Below are 21079 nucleotides of genomic sequence, written 5' to 3'. Positions count from 1 at the left end.
TCAGCCACCGGCGGTTCATCCGACCACCCCCCGCCCGCCACCCGGACCTCACCGACGGCGCTCACGATCCGGCCATGACCAACGCCTCCCGCGCGCCCCGCGCCACGTCCGTCGCCATCGGCCTTCCGCTGTCCGCGGCACTCGCCCTGACCGCCCTCGCCTGGCCGGCCTCGGGCGCGCCGGCCCCGCACGCGCCCGGCCACGGCACCGGCCCGGCGGCCCGCGTGGTGGCCGACGCCACGCTGCCCGACATCCCGCTCGCCGAGTTCAGCAACCGCCTGCTGCCCGGCACCGTCGCCGACGACCGCGGGGTCGACCTCGGCGGCATCGGCAGCGACCTGTACCCGGCCGAGCGGCCCGGCGAGTACTGGACCGTCACCGACCGCGGCCCGAACGGCCAGATCTCCGTCGGCAAGGAGAAGCGCCGCACCTTCCCGGTGCCCGGCTTCGACCCGGCCATCGTGAAGATCCGCGTCGTCGGCGACCGCATCGACGTCCTGCAGGCCATCCCGCTCACCACCGCCTCCGGCAAGCCGGTGACCGGTCTGTCGAACCAGGCCGGCCGGGACGAGGCGCCGTACACCTACGACGCCCGGACCCCGCTCGCGTACAACCCGAACGGCCTGGACACCGAGGGCGTGGTGCGCGACCGCGACGGCAGCTTCTGGCTGGTGGACGAGTACGGTCCGTCGCTGGTGCACGTGTCGCCGCAGGGCCGGGTGCTCGCCCGCCACGTGCCCGAGGGCCTGAACCTGACCGGCGCCGACTACCCGGTGATCGAGTCGCTGCCGTCGATCCTCCTCACCCGGAAGATCAACCGCGGCTTCGAGGGCCTCGCCCTGCTCCCGAACGGCGACCTGGTGATGGCGCTGCAGAGCCCGCTGCTCAACCCCGACAAGAACAGCGGCGAGGACTCCCGCACCACCCGCCTGCTGCGCTTCTCGCCGCGCGAGGGCGAGGTCACCGGCGAGTACGCGTACCGCTTCGACCCGGTGGGCGAGGTCGAGCCCGGCCAGACCAAGACCTCGGAGCTGAAGATCTCCGCGCTTGTCGCGCTCGGCGGCGACCGTCTCCTGGTGCAGGAGCGCACCGACAAGGCGGCCCGCCTGTACGAGATCCGGCTGCGCCACGACGCCGACATCCTCGGCTCGGCCTGGGACTCCACCGCCACCAGCCCGTCCCTGGAGCAGCTGGCGGACCCGGCCGCCGAAGGCGTGCCGGTGCCGGCCAAGCGCCTGATCGTGGACCTCGGCACCGTCGAGGGCGTGCCGGGCAAGATCGAGGGCGTGGCGGTGGAGGGCACGCGCACCCTCGTGCTGCTCAACGACAACGACCTCGGCATGACGGACGGCGTCGGCGCGTTCGACGCGAACGGGCGGCTCGTCGACAGCGGTGTGGAGACGACGCTGGTGAAGGTGCGCCTGGACCGCCCGATCCGCTAGTGGGGGCGGATCGCCGTCGTCTGTCTCGGCTACGCGCCGATCGCGATGACCGAGCCGTGGCCGTACGCGCGTCCCGGCGCCCCGGCGTTCGGCGAGTGGCTGCTCGGGCGGAGCGTCTCGCCCGAGTACGTCGCCGCCGCGGTCCGCGACCGGATGGGCCCGTACACCCGCAGTCTGGTCCCTCTGGTCCCGCTTATCGCGCACTCCGTGCTCGGCGGGCGGCTGATGCTGCTCGGCCCGGTGCAGCTGCTGTCGGCGGTACGGCGGCGGATCCGGCTGCACGGCGCCTTCGGCATCGGGTACGCGGCGATCGTGTACGTGTCGATGGGCGGCGCGGCGGCCTATCTGGCCCGCACCCCGCCCGAGCAGGCGTTCAGCGGCGCGGCGTTCTGGATCGCGCGCGCGACGATCCTGGTCGGGACGGTGTTCGCGGTGACCTTCGGCGTCCTCACCGCCGTCACCGGCCTTCCCGAGCTGCACCAGCGGTGGTTCCCTACGCCGGTGGTGGCGGGCGCGTACGCGGTGGTCGTCGGCGTGCTCCAGCTGCGCGCCGTACGGGCGGGCCGGCGGGGCTCGGTCCGGGCGCGCGAGGGGGAAGCGGGCGGCCGGGCGCTGCGCGGCTGGCTGGACGACCCTGCCTTCGTGCCGGTCGAGGCCCGCGAACGCGGCATCCTCAAGCTCTGGTTCGGCGCCCGCCCCGGCGTCCACGCCCCCGTCCAGATCGCCGAGCACACCGGCACCCTGGAGGAGTACGAGCAGCTCGCCGCCTCGGTCGGCGAACTGCTCACCCGGGGCCAGCGTGAGGCCCTGGAATTCGGCATCCGCTGCGAGCGGATGATGGTCGACTTCTGGCGCTGGGTGGGCGACCGCGACGAGGACGACAGCACCGAGCGGGCTCAGCGGGCGGCCGACGCCTGATCCTGGTCGGCTCGGTCGGCGCGGGCGGCGCGCAGGAGCTGCCGGCGCTTGGCGGCGCCGCCCGGCAGGTGGTGGAGGCGGTAGGAGCCGGGCTTGCGGGCCTCTCCGACCAGCTGCTGGTGGATGGAGGTGCAGGCGATCTCCTTGAAGCGGGCGCCGAGCCGGCCGTCGACGTGGAACCCGATCGCGACGTCGGCCCGGTCGGCGAGCTGGAAGACCCCGGCGGCCCGGCCCAGGCTGACGCACTGGGCGTAGTACGACTGGTGGAGCTCCCCCGGCCGCTCGCCCGCGAGCCGGCTGAGCACGGTGTCGGCGGCCCGGGCGCCCTGCGGCAGCGCGGACTGGCAGCTCATCCGCAGCGGCAGACCGGACGGCGCCGCCGAGTCGCCGGCCGCGACGATCCGCGGGTCGTCGACGCTCGTCAGCGTCTCGTCCGTGAGCAGCCGGCCCAGGGCGTCGGTGGTCAGGCCACTGCGGACGGCGAGGTCGGGGACGGCGAACCCGGCGGTCCAGACGGTGACCCGGCTCGGCAGCTCGCGGCCGTCGGCGAGCCGTACGGCGTCCCGGGTCACGGCCGTCACCTTCGCGTCCGTCCCCTCGACGACCGTCACACCGAGCCGGGCGAGGTGCTTGGCGACGGAACGCCGGGCCCGCGGGTGCAGGTAGGGGCCGAGTACGCCGCCGCAGACCAGGGTGACCGGGCGGCCGGCCTCCGCCAGCTCGGCGGCGGTCTCCAGGCCGGTGGGACCGGCGCCGACGACTGTCACGGGGGCCGTCACGGGCTCGGCGTCGAGGGCGGTGCGCAGCCGCCGCGCCTCCTCCAGGGTGGAGATCGGGCGCGCGAACTCGGCCGCCCCCGGCACGCCCGGGTCGGCGGTGCCGCTGCCCACGGCGTAGACCAGGTAGTCGTAGGCGAGCGGGTCGCCGGCCGCCAGGGTCACGCCGCGCCCGGCCGGGTCGATCCGGGTCACGGTGTCGGTGACCAGCCGGACGCCGGCGGCCAGGACGTCCTCGTAGGCGACGACGGCGTCGTCGGATCCGCCGACCAGCTGGTGGAGGCGGACCCGGTGGACGAAGTCCGGGCGCGGGTTGATCAGCGTCACGGTGACGCCGGGGCGGCTGGTCAGCCGGTTCGCCGCCATCACGCCGGCGTATCCGCCGCCGATCACGAGCACGGACGTCGTCGTCCGCACGCTGTTCGGGTTCTCGGTCATGGCGCCTCCTCGGGTTCCAGGTGTTCGCCCGCAAGACACCGCGCCATCGACCGCCGTGACCGAATATGACTCAGGTCACACCCCAGGGACTCCTTCCGCCGCCTCGGCCAGGATCCGGGCGAGCTCGCGGGGCCGGGTGGTCATCGGCCAGTGGCCGGAGTCGATGTCCACGTACGAGAGGTGCTTGGCGGCGGCCAGTTCCGGGCTCTCGCCGGCGGCGAGCCACTGCCGCGCCTCGTCCGGGCTGAACTCGGGGCACACCAGCGTCACCGGCACCTCGAAGCGGCGCGGGTCGGTGAGCCGTACGACGCCCTGGACGACCGGGCCGGGGACGGGGACGGTGGCGGAGGCGAAGCGCTCGCGGGCGGCCTCGTCCAGGTCGGCGGCGTCGGGGCCCTCGAAGGGCGCCCAGCCGGGGAAGCGCATGACGCCGTCCTCGACCGGGAAGAAGGGGGCGTACTCCCGGCCGTCGGGGGCGGGGAAGCCGCCGACCAGGGCGACGCCCGCGATCTTCTCGGGCCGCGCGTCGGCGGCGAGCCAGGCCAGCGTGGTGGCGGCGGAGTGGCCGACCACGAAGGGCCTGCCGGACGCCGCGTCCACGGCGGCGACGACCGCCGCGACCTGGTCGTCGAGCGTGGCGGAGGCGGCGCCGTCGCCCTGTCCGGGGAGCGTGAGGGGGACGGGACGGTGGCCGAGCGCGGCGAGTTCGGGCACGACGTCGTCCCACGCCGATCCGTCGAGCCACAGACCGGCGACGAGCAGGATGTCCACGAGCTTCTCCCGGTGAGAGTGCGGGTTGCGGGTGCGGCTCCGGCCGCGTTCCGCACGCTAGTGGGAGGGACTGACAACGGGCCCTGCGCGCCGGCCCCTCGCGCGTCAGCCCGCGTCAGCCCGCGGCGGCTGCGGCCTTGGCAGCCGTGACGAACTCGCGGATGAGCTCGTGGTCCTTCACACCGGGCGCGGACTCGACCCCGCTGGAGACGTCGACGCCCCAGGGGCGGGCCCGGCCGACGGCCTCGGCGACGTTGTCGGGTGCCAGGCCGCCGGCGAGCAGCCAGGAGCCCTCGGGGCGGGCGGTGTCGAGGAGGGACAGGTCCCAGCGCGAACCGGAGCCGGCGCGGGGCGAGTCGAGCAGCAGAACCTCCTCGCCGTACGCGCCGACCCGGGTGTCGGGCCGCTCCTTGAGGGAGGTCGCGCGCCACAGCCGGGGGAAGACCCGGACCGCCGCGGCGAACTCCGCCTCGCCGTACGCCGGGCCGTGCAGCTGGAGCGCGTCGACGTCGAGCTCACGGGCGAGCGCGGCCGCCTCGGCGGCGGGGGTGTCGTTGACGACGAGCACGGAGAGCACGTGCTCCGGGGTGTGGGCGCGGGCATGGGCGGCGAGGACCGCGGCCCGGTCGCGGGTCAGACCGCGGACGCTGGTCCCGCTGACGACCAGGCCGATCGCGTCGGCCCCGGCCGCGGCGGCCACGTCGATCTCGGCCGTCGTGGCGAGCCCGCACACCTTCACGAACACCTGTGTCTCCTCAGCTCTCCGCCGGCCCGCCCGTCGAGGCCCGAGCCTACCGCCGCGGCCCGCGCCCCCGCCTACGCGCCCTCGCTCCGTTCGGCGGGTTCCTCGTCGCCGAAGGAGTCGGCGGCGTACGGGTGCACGTAGTGGTCGTCGCCGAACGGGGTGAACCAGGTGCCGAAGCCGAGCAGCGGGGGTTCGGCCTCCGCGCCCTCGTGGACGTGGGCCCGGAAGCGCTCCAGGGCGGCGAGCACGTCGTCGCCGACGAGGCCGTACAGCTCCAGGGCGGCCCGGGCCTGCTCGATGAGGAAGCGCAGGACGAGCTCCTCGGCGAGGCAGCCGAGGCGGCGGAAGCCGCCGTCGGTGAAGCGGGTGGTGAGGGCGACGGCGGTGACGAGGAAGCGGCGGGCGAAGGGTTCGTCGTAGCGGGCGGCGTGCCGGGCCGGGAGGCGGTCGAGGTGCCAGAGGTGGCCCTGGCAGCCGGCGACGTCGGTGTCCTCGTCGGCGAGGGCCTGCACGTCGTCGTACAGCTCGTCGATGAACACCTCGGCGGCGTGCACCAGGACGCCGGCGGCGAGTTCGGCGGTGTCGGGGCTCGCACCGAAGACGGCCGGTTCGAAGGAGCGCAGCCGGGCGGCCATGGCGCGGATCTCGGTCTCGGGGTCGGGGGCGTCCTCGACGAGTTCGGACCAGACGCCGTCCTCGTCGTCCCCCTCGCCCTCCCCGGCGGGCCGGCCGCGCCCCGGCGCCGTGTGCCGGGCCCGGCGGGCGGCCGGGTCGCTGGGCGGGGCGTCGGGCCCGTCGGCGGCGGCGAGGCTCTCCCGGGCGCGGTCGGTGTGCAGCCGCACCTCGCTGCTGACGACGAGCCAGCCGGTGAGGAGTTCGGTGTGGTCCAGGACCTCCTGGACCACGGCGCCGACCGCGTCCTCGGCGGCCTCCAGGGAGGGCGCGAGGGCGGTCACGGACAGCTCGGCGCCCCGGTGGTGGGGGTCCACGGTCACATCGAGGACGTCCACCTCCACGCCGTCCGGCCCTTCGGCGCCGGCCACCGAGCCGAAGCCGCGCTCCAGGAGGACGGCGGCGCCGAACCTGCCGAGGGCGTCGAGGTCGGAGGCGTCGTCCGGTATGCAGGTTTCCACGGTCACGACGTACGTCACGACGCAAGCCTGCCAGGCCGGGCGGGGCGGTTTCGAAGGGATTGCGGAATCCGGAGGGGTGGGGCGGGATCTGGCGGGATCTGGGGGCGGAGTCGGGGCGCGGGGCCGGGGGCCCGGGGGCGGAGTCGGGGCCCGAGTGCGACTCGGGGTCCCGGCGCGGAGCCGGGGGTCCTGGGGGTGCCCCCGAGGGCCCGGGACGGGCCCTCGCCCATTGAACGCGTCAAGTCCCCGTCAGGGGGCGCAGAGACCTCGTCAGGGGCGCGTCAGGGACGGGTCCCCCGGGGCCCCTGGGGCCGGTGCCGGGCATAGCTTCGACGGCGCGGCCCCGGCGCGAACGGCGCGGGGGCGCCCGTTCCCGGGGAGGAACCACCATGAGCGACATCCTGTACGGAGACGATCCCGAGCCCGCCGAACAGGTGCCGGCCGGACGAGGCGGGGGCCGACGCGGGGGCCGTGCCCGGCTCTGCGTACCCGTCCGGCCGGCGGCCCACGGCTGCGCGGCGCGCCTCTTCCGTACGCCGCTCGGCGCCCGTACCGCCGTCGCGTTCACCACGCCCGAGCGCCTCAGGTCCGTCCTCGGCCCCGACCAGGCCTGGACGGCGCTCGCCGAGCCCGCGCTGCGGGCCCTGGTCCGGCCGCTGGGTGTCGCGGAGCTGACCGTCGACCCGGCGCTCACGGCGGCCCCGCCAACCGGTGGGCCGTCCGCCGGACTCTCCCCGGTCCCGCCGTCCGCGCGCCGGCCGCGGCCGGTGCCGGCCCGCTGAGGGGGTCGGGATGACCGTCGCACCCCTCGCCCCCGCCGCCTCCGATCTGTCGGTGTGGCCCGCCTCGGCGGTGGCCCACCCGGACGGGCGGCTGCTCGTCGGCGGCGTCGCCCTCGACGAGCTGGCCGAGCGCCACGGCACACCGCTGTACGTCCTGGACGAGGACGAGGTACGGGGCCGCTGCCGCGCCTACCGCGACGCGTTCCCGGAGGCCGAGGTCCACTACGCCGCCAAGGCGTTCCTGTGCCGGGCGCTGGCCCACTGGGTCGAGGAGGAGGGCCTGGGGCTCGACGTGTGCTCGGCGGGAGAGCTGGAGCTCGCCGTGACCACGGGGTTCCCGGCCGAGCGGATCCTGCTGCACGGCAACGCCAAGTCTCCGGAGGACCTGCGGGCCGCGCTGCGGCTCGGCGTCGGCCGGATCGTCATCGACAACCCGGCGGAGATCGCCCGGATCGCGGCGGCGGTCGGTCCGCACGCGCGCCAGAAGGTGCTGCTGCGGGTCACCCCCGGCATCGGCGCGGGCGGCCACGCCAAGATCCGCACGGGCTCGGACGACCAGAAGTTCGGCCTGTCACTGCGCGACGGGCACGCCCAGCACGCGATCGCCCGCATCCTCGACCAGCCGCGCCTCGAACTGACCGGGCTCCACTGCCACCTGGGCTCGCAGATCACGGAGGTCAAGCCGTACCTGGTCGCGGTGCGGCGGCTCGTCGGGCTGATGGCCCGCACCCGCGACGCGCACGGCGTGGTCCTGCCCGAGCTCGACCTCGGCGGCGGCCACGGCATCGCCTACCGCCCGGGCGACCCGGCCCTCGACCTCCCCGCGCTCGCCCGGCGCGTCCACACCGAACTGGCCGTGAGCTGCGCGAGCGCCGGCCTCCCGGTGCCCCGGCTCCTCGTCGAGCCGGGCCGCGCGGTCGTCGGGCCTGCGGGCGTCGCCGTCTACCGGGTGCTGGCCGTGAAGACCACCCCGGAGCGGGTGTTCGTCGCGGTCGACGGCGGCATGAGCGACAACCCGCGCCCCGCGCTCTACGGCGTGCGCTACGCCCCGCGCCTGATCGCCCGCCCCTCGACGGCGCCCCCGCGGCCGGTGACCGTGGTCGGCCGCCACTGCGAGGCCGGCGACATCCTCGCCGCCCACGTCCCCCTCCCCGCCGACCTCCGCCCCGGCGACCTCCTCGCCCTCCCGGCCGCCGGCGCCTACCACCTGTCCATGGCCTCCTCCTACAACCTCATCGGCCGCCCCCCGCTCGTCGCCGTATCGGCGGGCACGAGCCGCCTCCTCGTCCGCCGCGAGACCCTGGACGACCTGCGGGCGCGGGACGTGGGCCTCTGAGGAGGGGGCGGCGCCCCGCCCCCTCAGGCCGCCCCCAGCGCGGCGACCACCCCGCGCCCCACCGCCTCGTCCCCCAGCAGCGCGTTGTGGTCCAGGCAGCCCGCCGGGGTGTTGGTCGCTCCGGTCAGGCGCACGCTGTCGTCCGGGTCGATGACCTCGTCACAGTTCGACCAGAAGGTCGTGTACGCGACCGGGCCCGGTGTCTCGTCGCCCTCGGCGAGGTGGTTCTGGACCCAGCTGCCCGGGGTCATGTCGCGGCAGGCCTGGTCCCAGAGGGCGCAGGCCCAGGCGACGCCGGTGCCGTGGTTGGGGCCGGCCAGGGAGATCCAGTGGGCCACGGTGGCGGTGCCGCCGGCGTACTTCACGTACCAGCGGGTGGGGAGGCTGCCGAAGGAGTGGGCGACGATGTCGACGCGGTCGGCGCCGGTGGTGCGGCGCACCTCGTCGACGTACGCGGCGAAGCGGCCGGCGAGCACCTCGTTGACGGACTGGTGGGTGTCGTAGCCCCAGCGGAAGATCTCGCCGTCGGCGTACCCGGCGGCCCGGAGCCGCGCGTCGAGGCTGCCCCAGACGCCCGGGTCGGCGTTGTAGCCGTGGACCAGGACGACCGGCCGATGGGCGGCGGTGGCGGCGCTCGCCGGGCCCGCGCCGGGTCCGGCGAGCAGCGCGGCCAGGGCCGTAAGCAGCGTGAGGAGAGCGGTGGCTGAGCGACGACGCATCACAAGGCCTCCGGGCGGTCGGCGAGAGGGATGGACCCCGAAGTGACGGGGTGTCAGATTCGACGTCCCGCGATGTTACCGCCGGAAACCCCCACCCCACACCCCCGTGTCCAGGACCACACAGGACCCCCCTGCCGCACATCGGAGACGACGGGATAGCATTTGAGCACTGCCTAGCTCGATCGAGAGATGCTTTCTGTGACTGTCAACGAGGACTCGTTCACAAACTGGAAGAACCGCGAGGAGATCGCGGAGTCCATGATCCCGATCATCGGGAAGCTGCACCGGGAGCAGGACGTCACCGTCCTCCTTCACAGCCGCTCCCTGGTGAACAAGTCGGTGGTGAGCATTCTCAAGACCCACCGATTCGCCCGCCAGATCGACGGCGAGGAGCTGTCGGTCACCGAGACCATGCCGTTCCTGCAGGCGCTCACCACCCTCGACCTGGGTCCCTCCCAGATCGACATCGGCATGCTGGCCGCCGAGTACAAGGCGGACGACAAGGGCCTCTCGGTGGCCGAGTTCACCGCCCAGGCCGTCGCCGGCGCCACCGGGGCCAACAAGATCGAGCGCGGCGAGGGCCGTGACGTCGTCCTGTACGGCTTCGGCCGCATCGGCCGGCTCGTCGCCCGCCTGCTCATCGAGAAGGCCGGCTCCGGCAACGGCCTCCGGCTGCGCGCCATCGTCGTGCGCGGCGGCGGCGACCAGGACCTCGTGAAGCGGGCCTCGCTGCTGCGCCGCGACTCCATCCACGGCCAGTTCCAGGGCACCATCACGGTCGACGAGGCCAACGGCGCGATCGTCGCCAACGGCAACACGATCAAGGTGATCTACGCCAACGACCCGTCCGAGGTCGACTACACGGCGTACGGCATCGAGAACGCCATCCTGATCGACAACACCGGCAAGTGGCGCGACCGCGAGGGCCTGTCGAAGCACCTGCGTCCGGGCATCGACAAGGTCGTCCTCACCGCTCCCGGCAAGGGCGACGTCCCGAACATCGTGCACGGTGTCAACCACGACACGATCAAGCCGGACGAGCGCGTCCTGTCCTGCGCCTCCTGCACCACCAACGCGATCGTCCCGCCGCTCAAGGCCATGGACGACGAGTACGGGGTGCTGCGCGGTCACGTGGAGACCGTCCACTCGTTCACGAACGACCAGAACCTCCTGGACAACTACCACAAGGCCGACCGCCGTGGCCGTTCCGCGCCGCTGAACATGGTCATCACGGAGACCGGTGCCGCCTCCGCCGTCGCCAAGGCGCTGCCGGACCTCAAGGCCCCGATCACCGGCAGCTCGATCCGCGTCCCGGTCCCGGACGTCTCGATCGCGATCCTGAGCCTGCGCCTGGGCCGCGAGACCACCCGCGACGAGGTCCTCGAGTACCTGCGCGACGTCTCGCTGCACTCGCCGCTGAAGCGCCAGATCGACTTCACCACGGCCCCCGACGCCGTCTCGATGGACTTCGTCGGCTCCCGCCACTCGTCCATCGTCGACGCCGGCGCGACCAAGGTCGACGGCGACAACGCGATCCTGTACCTGTGGTACGACAACGAGTTCGGCTACTCCTGCCAGGTGATCCGGGTCGTCCAGCACGTCTCGGGCGTCGAGTACCCGACCTACCCGGCCCCGGCGGCCTGATCCGCCACCGGAGTTCCCGGACACACGCGCACACGCCGGACGGCGGTGGGGCCCCCGCCCCGCCGCCGTTCGGCGTTTCGCGCCCCCGGCCTCCCCGGGAACTCGCCCGCACGCCGGTACGTTCTACAGATCCGTAGAAGTTGTTGGAACGTCACCGACGTCTGGAGTGCTTGCACCATGGCCCTGTGGGACCGCCTCAAGGAGTCCGCATCGACGATGCAGACCCAGCTGCTCGCCAAGAAGAACGACCTCAAGAGCGGCGCCTTCCGCGACGCGAGCATGGCGATGTGCGCGCTCGTGGCCGCCGCCGACGGCACCGTCGACCCGTCCGAACGCCGCCGGGTGGCCCAGCTCATCGCCACCAACGAGGTGTTGCAGAACTTCGACGCGATGGATCTGCAGCGCCGCTTCGACGCCAACCTCGAACGCCTCGCCGCCGACTTCGACTTCGGCAGGGTGAGCGTGCTCCAGGAGGTCGCCAAGGCGAAGAAGAAGCCCGCCGAGGCCCGCGCCGTGGTCCAGATCGGCATCGTCATCGGCGGTGCCGACGGCGACTTCGACAAGACCGAGCAGGCCGTGGTGCGCGAGGCGTGCTACGCGCTCGACCTGCCGCCGCACGAGTTCGACCTGTAGCCCCGGACCGCCCCCGTCACATCCGTCACATCGGGGTCGCCGCCCGCAGCACCAGGAAGAGCGTGACCGCCGAGTTGGCCGAGGACAGGGCCGAGAGGGTCGCGCCGACCGCGGCGGACCACACGGCCATCCCGGCCGCCGTGCACAGCGGCGGCCAGGCCGGTCTGGCGGGCGCGGGACCGAGCAGGGCGGCGACCCGGCGCGGCACCGGGCCCGCTCCCCCGCCGGAGACGTGCGCGAGCGCGCCGGTACGGGGCGCGGGCGCGGCGATCAGCGCGGCCCGCGCGACCGCCCGGGCGACCGTGCGGCGACTGCCGACCGCGGCCGCCGCCTCCTCGTCGGCCCACCGCTCGGCGGTGTAGGCGACGGCGGTACGCAGCGGGCGCAGGAACGGGTTGGCGCGGGCGGCGAGTTGCACGGCGAGCAGGTGGCGGTGGTGACGGGCCGTCAAGTGGGCGCGCTCGTGGGCGAAGACGGCCCGTCGCTCGGCGGGGCCGAGGGAGCCGAGCATGCCGGTGCTGACCACCACCCGGTCCTTCCGGCGTCCCCAACCGGGCAGGGCGTAGGCGTACGGGGCGGGGTCGGGCAGCACCGCGACGGAGCACCGGCCGGGCAGTCCGGCCAGCGCCCGCTCGGCACGGCGGCGCACCCCGAGGTGCCGGGCGACGGCGTGCAGACAGGCGACGAGCACGGCGCCGAGGGCGGGGATGGCGGCGCGCCCCGCGATCTCGTCGTACGGCACGGCGGCCCGGACCTCGGGGTCGGACCAGCCGTCGGGCAGCGGGTTGCCGGGGAGCTGGGCGGTGCCGACGACCATGAGCAGGGCCAGGCAGAGGGTGCTGCACACGGCGAGGACGACGGCGAAGACGGTGAGCAGCCGGGTCGCGGCGCGCGGGTGGAGGCGGTGCGCGGCGAGCCGGGCGACGGGCCAGGCGCTGAGCGGGAGCAGCAGCGGAAGGAAGACGAAGACTCCCATGTCCGCTAGTGTCCGCCCTCCTCGGGGGCGTCCGGTCTGCCTTCGCCCTCCTCGGTGAGGAGTTCACGCAGGAGTCGCTCGTCGTTCGGCGAGAGCGCGGTGACGAAGGAGGCGAGGACGGCCTTGCGGTCTGCCTCGGCGTCGAGGACCTTGCGCATGCGGAGGGCGGCGAGCCCGGCCTCGTCCGCGACGCCGGTCCAGACGAAGGAGCGGCCGGCGCGCTCGCGGGCGACGGCGCCCTTCGCGTACAGGCGGGTGAGGATGGTGATGACGGTGGTGTAGGCGAGGTCGCCGCCGAGCCACTGCTGCACCCAGGCCACGGGTACGGGGCCGGGGGCGTCCCGCAGCGCGCCGAGCACCTGGGCCTCCAGCTCGCCCTGGGCGCGTCTGCGCGGGGCGGGCGGCTCCGTCCCGGCCGCTCCGCCGCTGCCGCCGCCGCTGTCCGTCACGCCGCACCTTCCGTACCCGTCTTCTGAATCCAGCGCTTCCATCGTACTGACGGGGGCTGACGGGGCCCGGACATGGTGGTGCCACGGCGCACCCGCGGTCTCTGGAGCCCGGTCGGGGGTGTGGGTCCGGGGAGAGACGGGTGTGCCGTGGCACCGGTTCAGGGGGGCGCGGGCCGTGGGGGCGGGCCCGCGCCGTGGGCGAAGGTCAGCCGGCCAGGCCCGGGTTGGGGCCGAGGGCCGACACCGCGGCGTCCTCGGGGTCGTCGGCCGGGACCGCGCCGGCCAGCGCGGTGGCCTGGCGGAGGGTCTCGGCGAGGTTCTCCCAGTCGAGGGCCGGGCGGTCGTCGCCGCGGGTGGAGAGCAGACAGGCGTTCCAGCGCATCCGGGGAACGCCCGGCAGCGGGCGCAGTCCGCCTGCCTCGCGCGGGGAGGCGGCCAGGGCCATCGGGAGCATGGCGCAGCCGAGCCCGGACTGGGCGGCGGCGCGGACCCCGGCCATGGAGCCGAGTTCATGGATCTCGGGCGGTCCGTCGGAGCGGAGCCGGAGGAATTCGGGCAGCCAGCGCTGCGAGGGGCAGTCGGGGTCGGCGATGACGACCTGGCGGCCGGCGGCAGCCGCGCCGCGCATCCGGGTGACTCCGGTGACGGGCACGAACTCGACTTCCTGCAGGCGCACTTCTGTCAGGTCGTCGGCCCGGTCGGGGGTGCGCAGCGGGTCGGTGAGCGCGCCGGGCAGTGCGGCGGGGTCGTCGGCGTCGACGACGGTGAGGACGAGCGCGCCGTCGATGGTGCCGGCCCGGAAGGCGTCGTGGACCTCGCCGGTGCCCATGACCCGCAGGGCGAGCTGGACTCCGGAGAGCAGCCGGCGGCCGATGTGGGTGAGGCGGGCGAGCTGCTGTCCGTAGGCGAGCGCGGGCACCACGCCGACGGTCATCCGCGGCGGGTTGGCGGCGGGGCGGCGCAGGGCGACCTCCATCTCGCCGACGAGCGTGAGGATCTGCCGGGCGTAGTCGCAGAGCACGGTCCCGGTGCGGGTGAGCCGTACGCCGCTGGGGAGCCGTTCGAAGACGGGCTCGCCCACCTGCCGTTCCAGGGCGCGCATCTGCGCCGTGACGCTGGACTGCGAGTACCCGAGGCGGCGGGCCGCCTGGGTGAATGACCCGGTCAAGGTCACCTCGCGGAAGGTTCTCAGGGTTCTTGCGTCGATGTCCACGTGTTCAACCCCCTTGCCGCCCCCCGGCGGCGCCTGACACGGAGGCGGCTGGTCGCACGCCGCCCGTTCGATCGCCCCAGTCGGTCTGTTCACACCGCAGGGGTGCCGGACGCTCCTTCGCTCCCGGCACCCCTGTCGGCAGCGGAGGACTCTACTCGGCGAGCTGCGCCGGAACCAACGGAAAGTCCAGTTCCGGTTGCGCAACGTGATTGAAGAAGTTGGACAGCACGTTGAGCGCCACATGTCCGACGATCTCGGCCAGTTCGGCGTCGGAGACGCCGGCGGCGCGGGCGTCGGCGAGGGCGGCGTCGCTGACGCGGCCGCCGCTCTCCATGATGGCGCCGGTGATCCGCAGGACCTGGTCCATGTGCGGGTCGCCGGCGTCCTGGCCCTTGCGGGTGGCGAGCAGTTCCTGCTCGCCGAGGCCGACCTTGCCGCCGCGCAGGGTGTGCGCGGAGACGCAGTAGGTGCAGTCGTTGCGCTGGGCGATGTAGAGCGCCAGCTGCTCGCGCTGCCGGGCGCTGAAGCTGCCGCCGACCAGGGCGTCCCGCATGGCGAGGTAACCGCGCAGCGCGGCCGGGCCGTTGGCGAGGGCGGCGTAGAGGTTGGGCAGCTTGCCGAGCTGCTTGAGGGTGCTCTCGAGCAGCTCGCGCTGCTCCTCGTTGGCGGACTCGACGGTCAGCTGGGGCAGGCGGGGCATGGAACTCTCCTTGAGCCGAACCAAGACGGAACCAGTACGGAACCGAACGGAACTGATCGGTACCATCATGACGGTACCGATCGGTTCCGTCTGGCGCAACGGGAGGCGTGGACTCCGGTCCGGGCGCGTGGACTCCGGTCCGTGCGCACAGAATCCGCCGCACGGAACCGAGTGGTACCGTTTGGTATGGCCACGAACGCGAAAGAACGACTCCTCAGCGCCGCGGAGCGTCTTTTCTACGAAGAGGGCATCCGGGCCGTCGGCATCGAGCGGATCCTGTCCGAGTCCGGAGTGGGCCGCGCCTCCTTCTACCGGCACTTCCCCAGCAAGGACGACGTGGTCGTCGAGGTGCTGCGGCGCCGCGACGGCATGTGGCGGGCCTGGCTGGACGGGCGCATCGAGGCGAGCGAGCGCGGGCCGGAGGAGCTGCCCCTCGCCCTCTTCGACGGACTCGCGGAGCGCTTCGCCGCGGCGGACTTCCGCGGCTGCGCCTTCATCAACACGATGGTGGAGACCGCCGATCCCGAGAGCCCGGCCCACCATGTGGCCGCCGAGCACAAGGAGAAGGTCATCGCCCGCCTCGACGCCCTCCTCACCGACGGCGGCTACCACGACCACGAGACCCTCGCCCGCCAGCTCGCCCTCCTCGGCGACGGCGCCATCGTCACCGCGCTGCGCGAAGGCACGACCGAGGCCGCCCTCCGCGCCCGCGCCGTCGCGACGGTCCTGCTGAGCACGGCGGACCGGGCGGCGGAGCCGGCGGAAGCCCGCTGAGAACGGCGCCGGACACACCCGGCGCCGGACGCGTGAACGCCCGGGGCGCCCCCCTCACGAGGGCGTCCCGGGCGTCGGCGTGTCTCAGGCCGCGTCGCCGGCCGCGCTGAGTGCGGAGCGGCGGAGTTTGCCCGAACGGGTGCGGGGGAGGGTCGGGGTCAGGGTGATGGACTTCGGGACGAAGACCGGGGCGAGGCGGCGGCGGGCGAGGGTGAGCAACTCGGTGCGCAGGAGCTCGGGTTCGACGGGGCCGCGGGGCTCGACCACGGCGTACGGGGCGAGGCCGCCGCGCTCATCGGGGCCGGGGATCACCGCCGCGTCGGCGACCGAGGGGTGGGTGCGCAGGACCGCCTCGATCTCCATCGGGGAGACCCGGTGGCCGTACGACTTGAAGACCTCGTCGTTCCGGCCGAGCAGCCGGATCGACCCGTCGGCCAGCCGCTCGCCCCGGTCGCCCGTGCGGTAGAGCCCGTCCGCGAAGGCCTCCGCGGTGCGGTCCGGGCGGTCCGCGTAGCCGCGCATCAGGCCCGGCGGACGCTCCGTCAGATCCACGCACACCTCGCCGGATTCGCCGAGCGCGCCCGTCTCCGGGTCGCGCAGCACGATCCGGTAGCCGGGCAGCGGATGCCCGAGCGGGGACAGCGGCGCCGGGGTGTCGGGGGTCCGGCCGATCAGGGCCGTCGCCTCCGTCTGCCCGTAGCCGTCCCGTACCCGCACGCCCCAGGCCGCCGCGATCCGGTCCGTGACCTCGGCCGTCAACGGCTCCCCCGCCGCCGTCGCCTCCCGCAGCCGGGGCGCGCCCCGGCCCTCCGTCACGTACGGCAGCATCGCCCGCCACGCGCTCGGCGGCGCGCACAGGCTGCTGATCCGCTGGGCGGCGAGCACCCCGGGCAGCAGTTCGGCCGACAGCCCGCCGTCGGGCGGGGCGACGACCGTGGCGCCCGCCGTCCACGGCACGAAGAAGCTGGACCAGGAGTGCTTCGCCCAGCCCGGCGCGGACAGGTTGAGGTGCCGGTCGCCCGGGCGGAGACCGCTCCAGTAGAGGCTGGACAGATGCCCCACCGCGTATCCGGCGTGGGAGTGCTCGACCAGCTTCGGCAACGAGGTGGTGCCCGAGGTGAAGTAGCAGAACGACGGGTCGGCGGACGGCGTCGGCCCGGGCGGCAGGAAGGCACGGCGGCGCCCGGCGTCCCGGGTGTCGGGGTACGGCAGCCAGCCCGGCACTCCGCCGGCACCCGGCGCCATCCGCACGCCCGGCACCGGCACCGCCGACTCCCCCACCAGATGGACGAGTTCGGGCGCGCACACCACGTGCCGGATGCCGCCGCGGCCGATCCGGTCGGCGGCCTCGTCGCGGGTGAGGTCCTGGTAGCCGGGGACCACGACCGCGCCCAGCTTGATGCAGCCGAGCAGGGTCTCCCACAGCTCGGCCCGGGTGCCGAGCAGGATGAGCACCCGGTCACCGCGGGCCACCCCGGCCTCCGTCAGGGTGACCGCCAACTCGTCGGAGCGGGCCGAGAGTTCGGCGAAGGTGACCCGGTCGACGACCGGCACCGTACCGTGCGCGTCCGGTGCTCCGAGGATCTCAAGGGCGGTGCGCTGATTGCCCTCGGCGACCACGTCGAACCACTCCAGGGCCCAGTTGAAGTGCCGGGCCCGCGGCCACCGGAACGCGGCCGTGGCCGCCTCCCGGTCGCCGCGCAGCCGCAGCAGCAGGTCCCGGGCGGCCCGGTACTCCTCGTGCGCGGGCGTGCTGCGGAACTCCGCGCGGCACGCGGGCCGCCGCCGGGCGGGCGCGGTCATCCGGCCGCCCCGGCGGCCCTGGCCAGCGCGCCCGCGATGGCGTCGGCGTCACGGGTGAAGGAGCCCCAGCCGCCCGGCCGGCCGCTGCCGACCTGGGTGAACCAGCGGGTGTGCTCGCTGGGGATGCCGAGCACGTGGATCGACTCCTCCGTCGAGCCGTCCGCGCCGACCGGGTGGAACGGCGCGTCGGTGCAGTCCACCCCGCCGGTCCTGAACTCCCCCGCCCCGGCGCCGGTTTCGCCCGCGTTCACATAGGGCCGCACCAGTCCGTCGGCGAGCAGTCCGCGGATCAGCGGATCGCGGTCCACGGTGATGTCCGTGGTGGGGAGGCGCGCGTCGACGAGGACGTCGAGCGCCGTCCAGGAGTTCTCCACCTGCGCCGACTCCACCGTGAACCGGCCGCCGACCGGGTCCGTGCCGAACCGCACGCCCGGGCCGACCGGTTCGAGCACCCCGGCGGCGAGCAGCGCGAGGAACTGCTCGGAGCGCAGCTGCGGCGGCCCGGTCGACACCATCGCCGCCACCGGCCCGAACTCGGCCAGGAACCAGGCGTGCGAGGCGGGGGTGAGCCCGCCGAAGTCGACCACGTCGCGGATGGTCTGCCGGACGTCCCGCAGCACGTCGGCCGCCGCCTTCATCGGCCCGTCCGCGTTCCCGAGCCGCGCGTCGCCCAGATCGGCGCGCAGCCACTCGGTGAGCACCTTGTGGAACTCGGCCGGCGAGCCGAAGCGGCAGCCGTGGAACGGGCGGGCCAGGGCGTCGAGTCCGGTCAGCGGCTGCGGGTCGATCCGGTAGCCGGCGGCGAGACCGCGCAGCACGTCCTGGTCCGGGACCAGGGCGAGGGCCTCCTCGGCCCGCTCGGTGAACTCCCGTGCCGCGTCCGGGCCGTGGACCTGGCGGATCCGGGTGGCGAGCAGCACCAGGTTCACCTCGGCGAGCAGCCAGGGCAGCACCAGCTGCTCGAAGTCCAGCGGCGCGTGCTCGGTGCGCAGCCGGGCCATCCGGGCGGGCGTGAACAGCACCGGCCGGTACCGGTGCCGGGGACCCTTCTGGTTGGCGCCCCGGGTGAGCAGCGGCACTCCGGCCCGCGAGCCGGTGAGGATCCGCGGCTCCTTCCCGCTGGGCAGGTAGAGCAGCCCGTCGCCGCCGTCGGTGAACGCGCCGCCGCGCCCGAGGGTGAGTTCGGCGAGCACGTCGTAGAAGGTGAGGCCCATGCCGATGACGCCCACGCTCGCGCCGGCCGGGATGTCGGCGAGCGGCATCTCGTTGGCGGAGCCGCCCGCGATGTACCGCAGCGGGCGGACCGGGGTGCCGTGCTCGCGGGCGAACCGGCGCCAGTCGCGCTGCTGCGCGTCGAGCTCGTTCACCGGGTGGCCGGTGGCGAGCAGCATCCGGTCGACGGTGAGCACGTCGCCGCGGTCGAGCCGCAGCCGGTACGGCTCCCCCGGCGCGCCCCGGTCCGCGCAGATCACCCGGGCGGGCACCTGGTGCACGGTGAGGCAGGGCGGCAGGGTCTCCTCGATCCGGCGCATCACATAGCGCAGGTAGTGGCCGTAGACCGCGCGCGGCGCGTAGCCCTGCGGCTCGGCCCGCGCCGGGTCGTGCTCGGTCCACCACTCGCCGAGCGAGGGTCCGGCGCCGGGCCGGTGCGGGCCCTCGTCCGCCGGGCCGGAGAACATGGTGACCTCCTGCGCCGCGGTGTTCATCAGGAACCACGGTGACTGGTCCGTCCGCCAGATCCGCCCGGCCCCCGCCTCGTGCGGATCGATCGCGAACACCTCGATGCGGCGCGCCGGCGGCCGCTCCGCGCAGCGGGCCGCCAGCCGTTCCAGGACGGAGAGCCCGCGCGGGCCCATGCCCACGAAGGCGATCCGCAGCGGTTCGGCGACCGGATCGGCCAGACAGCGCGGGGTGTCCAGGGGAGCCGGCTCCGGCGGCGGAGCGGTCTCCGCGGCCAGGTCGTGCTCCCGCGAGACCCGGCCGAGCATGCCGGAGAGCTGGCGCGAGGTCATCGGGGTGGTCCTCCGGCTGGTGGTGAGCAGCGGCAGCGCCCCCAGGTCGGTCCACTGGAGCCGCCCGTCCGGCGCGACCGCCGAGCGGGCCTCGCCCCGGTTGTCCGGGTGGAGGCAGAACGGCACGTCGAGCAGCCCGCGGTCGAAGGCCTTCAGGAGCGCGAGCCCCAGGTCGTCGGAGAGCGCCCGGACCGCGCCGACCAGGGCGCGGGCCTCGGCGAGGATCTCCTCGGCGTCGCCCGCGGCGGTCTGCCCCGCCCCGCGCGCGGCCCGCTGCCGGGCCGTACGGGCCGCGTCGGCGGCCACCGAGAGGGCGGTCAGGTTCTCCGCGACCGACGGGATGCGGTGCGCCTCGGTCTCGGTCTTCACGATGAGCCGCTGCGCCCCGCCGAGCACGGCGAGTTCGGCGCTGCGGCGCAGCAGCAGCCGGGCGCCGGGGACGGTGCGCGGATAGACGCCCATGTACGTGTAGAGGACGACGTGCCGGTCCACGGACGGCGGAAGCAGTTCGTCCGCGAGCTGCCGCAGCGCGGCGAGCGCCCCGGCGTCCTGCAGCGGGTGGGTCTGCTGCGCGTACGACAGGGACACGCTGGTGGCGCCGTTCTGCGCGAAGAACAGGCACTCCAGGACGGACACGGCGACCAGCATCGACGGCGGGCAGAGCTGTCCGAGCAGACAGCCGCCGAAGGACTCCAGGTGGGCGCGCCGGCCGTGGGCCCGGCTCTCCTCGGCGAGGAACTGCACGGAGTCCCGCCAGGCGGCGACGGACTCGGAGAGCGGGGTGCGGCCGTAGGGCAGGCAGTACGAGACGGGGCCGCCCTCGCTGGCGGAGAGCCCGGCGGCGGCCATGGTGCGGAAGATGGCCATCGGATCGGCGGAGCCGTGCCGGACCTGCACCGGGGTGCGGCGTCCCGCGGCCGCGGCGGTCCGGGCGGCGGTCCTCGGCCCGTGGCTGACGATCGGGAAGCCGTTCAGGGGCCGCCCGGTGCGCAGGGCTGCGGTGGCGGCCGCGTGGTCGCCGACCCGGGTGTAGCTGTCGATGGTGAGGGTGGCGACGGTCCGCTCGGGCAGTGCGGCGACGGCGGCGACGCCGGCGGCCATCTCCTCCGGGGAGACCATGCCCATGCGGGGCTGGACGACGAGCTCGCCGGCCGCGGCGGCCTCCTGGACGAAGGCGCCCAGGTCACCGGGGGCGTACCCGGCAGGGCCGGGGTTCGGGCCGGGACCCTGGTTCGGGGCGGGGGCGGGCTGGGCCTGTGGTGAAGGCGGATGCGGGTGCGGCGGGTGCCGGTCGGGATGGGTCACGCCGCGGCCCGCCCGGTACACGCGCCTCTCGTCCCGCCGGATTCCCCGAGCCGGCCGAGCCGGGCGAGCAGCGCGGTGGGCGCCGTGCCGTCCGGGTACACCGCGTCGTAACCCGCCGCGAGAAGTTCGGCGGTGCGCTCCTCGGCGCCCTCGGGCGAGATGCCGAGCAGTCCGCCGATCACCATCGGGATCTCCCGGGTGTCGGCGTCCTCGCGCAGCGCCCGGGCGGCCCGCAGGCCGTCCTGGTGCCCGTGGCCGTTCACCGAGGAGAGCACGACGAGGTCGGGGCTGGTCATCCGCGCGGTGTCCACGAGCAGCCGCTCGGGCACGCAGGGCCCCAGGTTGAGCACCGAGTGTCCGTGCTCCTCCAGGAACAGCTGAAGGTGCACCAAATTCCAGGTGTGCGCGTCCGAGGACCCCGTGGTGAGGAGCACCCGGCGGGACGGCTCGGGACTGTGCAGACTTTGCATGGCGTGTCTCCAGTGACGGTGCGGATGCGGATGCGGAAGG

General features: G+C 74.7%; 19 protein-coding genes. 7 read left to right on the top strand and 12 right to left on the bottom strand.

The annotated features are described in order from the left end of the window. Window positions 1-74 precede the first annotated feature (74 nt). Together JAO84_RS29695 and JAO84_RS29690 are read left to right on the top strand one after the other, a co-directional pair. Window positions 75-1442 (top strand): esterase-like activity of phytase family protein, encoded by a 1368-nt coding sequence (locus tag JAO84_RS29695; RefSeq protein WP_370415579.1) that lies wholly within the window; start codon window positions 75-77, stop codon window positions 1440-1442. Window positions 1443-1487: 45 nt separating this feature from the next. Further along, window positions 1488-2360 (top strand): hypothetical protein, encoded by an 873-nt coding sequence (locus JAO84_RS29690; protein WP_370415578.1) that lies wholly within the window; start codon window positions 1488-1490, stop codon window positions 2358-2360. Here the strand turns inward: JAO84_RS29690 and JAO84_RS29685 are convergent. From JAO84_RS29685 to JAO84_RS29670, 4 genes are all read right to left on the bottom strand, one after another. Then, window positions 2339-3574 (bottom strand): NAD(P)/FAD-dependent oxidoreductase, encoded by a 1236-nt coding sequence (locus JAO84_RS29685; protein ID WP_370415577.1) that lies wholly within the window; start codon window positions 3572-3574, stop codon window positions 2339-2341. The genes JAO84_RS29690 and JAO84_RS29685 overlap by 22 nt on opposite strands. A 75-nt stretch (window positions 3575-3649) precedes the next feature. Next, complete coding sequence (locus tag JAO84_RS29680; protein WP_370415576.1) at window positions 3650-4345, bottom strand: alpha/beta fold hydrolase; 696 nt, start codon at window positions 4343-4345, stop codon at window positions 3650-3652. 115 nt (window positions 4346-4460) lie between these two features. After that, window positions 4461-5090 carry a phosphoribosylanthranilate isomerase gene (locus JAO84_RS29675; protein WP_370415575.1) on the bottom strand — a complete coding sequence of 210 codons (630 nt, stop codon included), beginning with the start codon at window positions 5088-5090 and terminating at the stop codon, window positions 4461-4463. Between the two features lie 71 nt (window positions 5091-5161). Next, on the bottom strand, window positions 5162-6241 hold the full coding sequence (locus JAO84_RS29670; protein ID WP_370415574.1) for a hypothetical protein: 1080 nt from the start codon (window positions 6239-6241) through the stop codon (window positions 5162-5164). Window positions 6242-6612: 371 nt separating this feature from the next. Between JAO84_RS29670 and JAO84_RS29665 the strand changes: the two genes are divergently transcribed. After that, window positions 6613-7005 (top strand): SAV_915 family protein, encoded by a 393-nt coding sequence (locus JAO84_RS29665; RefSeq protein WP_370415573.1) that lies wholly within the window; start codon window positions 6613-6615, stop codon window positions 7003-7005. Between the two features lie 10 nt (window positions 7006-7015). Then, a complete protein-coding gene (lysA, locus tag JAO84_RS29660) occupies window positions 7016-8341 on the top strand; it encodes a diaminopimelate decarboxylase (protein ID WP_370415572.1) in 1326 nt (441 codons plus the stop codon). 23 nt (window positions 8342-8364) lie between these two features. Here the strand turns inward: lysA and JAO84_RS29655 are convergent, their stop codons facing one another. Next, window positions 8365-9060 carry an esterase/lipase family protein gene (locus JAO84_RS29655; RefSeq protein WP_370415571.1) on the bottom strand — a complete coding sequence of 232 codons (696 nt, stop codon included), beginning with the start codon at window positions 9058-9060 and terminating at the stop codon, window positions 8365-8367. A gap of 198 nt (window positions 9061-9258) precedes the next feature. On the opposite strand from JAO84_RS29655, the gene JAO84_RS29650 reads away from it, so the two are divergent. Together JAO84_RS29650 and JAO84_RS29645 are read left to right on the top strand one after the other, a co-directional pair. Continuing rightward, window positions 9259-10704 (top strand): glyceraldehyde-3-phosphate dehydrogenase, encoded by a 1446-nt coding sequence (locus tag JAO84_RS29650; protein ID WP_265868673.1) that lies wholly within the window; start codon window positions 9259-9261, stop codon window positions 10702-10704. Between the two features lie 177 nt (window positions 10705-10881). Further along, entirely contained in the window at window positions 10882-11337 is a 456-nt protein-coding gene (locus JAO84_RS29645; RefSeq protein ID WP_370415570.1) for a tellurite resistance TerB family protein, read from the top strand. Window positions 11338-11362: 25 nt separating this feature from the next. Here JAO84_RS29645 and JAO84_RS29640 read toward each other — a convergent pair whose 3' ends face one another. The 4 genes from JAO84_RS29640 to JAO84_RS29625 all read right to left on the bottom strand — a co-directional run bounded on the left by JAO84_RS29640 (window position 11363) and on the right by JAO84_RS29625 (window position 14675). Beyond that, window positions 11363-12313: a M56 family metallopeptidase gene (locus tag JAO84_RS29640; RefSeq protein WP_370415569.1), complete on the bottom strand. Its 951-nt coding sequence runs from the start codon at window positions 12311-12313 to the stop codon at window positions 11363-11365. A gap of 5 nt (window positions 12314-12318) precedes the next feature. Further along, window positions 12319-12762: a BlaI/MecI/CopY family transcriptional regulator gene (locus tag JAO84_RS29635; RefSeq protein WP_370415568.1), complete on the bottom strand. Its 444-nt coding sequence runs from the start codon at window positions 12760-12762 to the stop codon at window positions 12319-12321. A 205-nt stretch (window positions 12763-12967) separates the two neighbouring features. Next, window positions 12968-14218 (bottom strand): LysR family transcriptional regulator, encoded by a 1251-nt coding sequence (locus JAO84_RS29630; protein WP_370415567.1) that lies wholly within the window; start codon window positions 14216-14218, stop codon window positions 12968-12970. Then, window positions 14127-14675 (bottom strand): carboxymuconolactone decarboxylase family protein, encoded by a 549-nt coding sequence (locus JAO84_RS29625; RefSeq protein ID WP_265868591.1) that lies wholly within the window; start codon window positions 14673-14675, stop codon window positions 14127-14129. Before JAO84_RS29625 ends, JAO84_RS29630 begins: the two co-directional genes overlap by 92 nt. Before the next feature lie 186 nt (window positions 14676-14861). Here JAO84_RS29625 and JAO84_RS29620 point away from each other — a divergent pair, with 186 nt between their 5' ends. Next, on the top strand, window positions 14862-15449 hold the full coding sequence (locus JAO84_RS29620) for a TetR/AcrR family transcriptional regulator (RefSeq protein WP_370415566.1): 588 nt from the start codon (window positions 14862-14864) through the stop codon (window positions 15447-15449). Window positions 15450-15533: 84 nt separating this feature from the next. Here JAO84_RS29620 and JAO84_RS29615 read toward each other — a convergent pair whose 3' ends face one another. From JAO84_RS29615 to JAO84_RS29605, 3 genes are read right to left on the bottom strand one after another with little or no spacing between them, the layout of a single operon-like run. Next, the gene (locus JAO84_RS29615) at window positions 15534-17252 is read right to left on the bottom strand and encodes an acyl-CoA synthetase (RefSeq protein WP_370415565.1); all 1719 of its coding nucleotides are present in this window, start codon (window positions 17250-17252) and stop codon (window positions 15534-15536) included. Further along, complete coding sequence (locus JAO84_RS29610) at window positions 17249-20569, bottom strand: FAD/NAD(P)-binding protein (RefSeq protein ID WP_370415564.1); 3321 nt, start codon at window positions 20567-20569, stop codon at window positions 17249-17251. The genes JAO84_RS29615 and JAO84_RS29610 overlap by 4 nt, the downstream gene beginning before the upstream one ends. Then, window positions 20566-21039, bottom strand: a complete 474-nt coding sequence (locus JAO84_RS29605) for a cobalamin B12-binding domain-containing protein (protein WP_370415563.1) — start codon at window positions 21037-21039, stop codon at window positions 20566-20568. Before JAO84_RS29605 ends, JAO84_RS29610 begins: the two co-directional genes overlap by 4 nt. Between the last annotated feature and the right edge of the window lie 40 nt (window positions 21040-21079).

Origin of the sequence: Streptomyces fradiae (assembly GCF_041270065.1) — a bacterium.
Classification (GTDB): domain Bacteria; phylum Actinomycetota; class Actinomycetes; order Streptomycetales; family Streptomycetaceae; genus Streptomyces.
The sequence above is the reverse complement of the archived record's forward strand: the minus strand, read 5'-3'. Positions and strand labels throughout refer to the sequence as shown.

Excerpts from the sequence above, each read along its gene's own strand:
- JAO84_RS29620 (WP_370415566.1), top strand. The coding sequence starts at position 14,862 with ATGGCCACGAACGCGAAAGAACGACTCCTCAGCGCCGCGGAGCGTCTT.
- JAO84_RS29665 (WP_370415573.1), top strand. The coding sequence starts at position 6,613 with ATGAGCGACATCCTGTACGGAGACGATCCCGAGCCCGCCGAACAGGTG.
- JAO84_RS29630 (WP_370415567.1), bottom strand. The coding sequence starts at position 14,218 with ATGTGGCGCTCAACGTGCTGTCCAACTTCTTCAATCACGTTGCGCAAC.
- JAO84_RS29655 (WP_370415571.1), bottom strand. The coding sequence starts at position 9,060 with ATGCGTCGTCGCTCAGCCACCGCTCTCCTCACGCTGCTTACGGCCCTG.
- JAO84_RS29640 (WP_370415569.1), bottom strand. The coding sequence starts at position 12,313 with ATGGGAGTCTTCGTCTTCCTTCCGCTGCTGCTCCCGCTCAGCGCCTGG.
- JAO84_RS29690 (WP_370415578.1), top strand. The coding sequence starts at position 1,488 with ATGACCGAGCCGTGGCCGTACGCGCGTCCCGGCGCCCCGGCGTTCGGC.
- lysA (WP_370415572.1), top strand. The coding sequence starts at position 7,016 with ATGACCGTCGCACCCCTCGCCCCCGCCGCCTCCGATCTGTCGGTGTGG.
- JAO84_RS29645 (WP_370415570.1), top strand. The coding sequence starts at position 10,882 with ATGGCCCTGTGGGACCGCCTCAAGGAGTCCGCATCGACGATGCAGACC.
- JAO84_RS29625 (WP_265868591.1), bottom strand. The coding sequence starts at position 14,675 with ATGCCCCGCCTGCCCCAGCTGACCGTCGAGTCCGCCAACGAGGAGCAG.
- JAO84_RS29605 (WP_370415563.1), bottom strand. The coding sequence starts at position 21,039 with ATGCAAAGTCTGCACAGTCCCGAGCCGTCCCGCCGGGTGCTCCTCACC.
- JAO84_RS29615 (WP_370415565.1), bottom strand. The coding sequence starts at position 17,252 with ATGACCGCGCCCGCCCGGCGGCGGCCCGCGTGCCGCGCGGAGTTCCGC.
- JAO84_RS29685 (WP_370415577.1), bottom strand. The coding sequence starts at position 3,574 with ATGACCGAGAACCCGAACAGCGTGCGGACGACGACGTCCGTGCTCGTG.
- JAO84_RS29695 (WP_370415579.1), top strand. The coding sequence starts at position 75 with ATGACCAACGCCTCCCGCGCGCCCCGCGCCACGTCCGTCGCCATCGGC.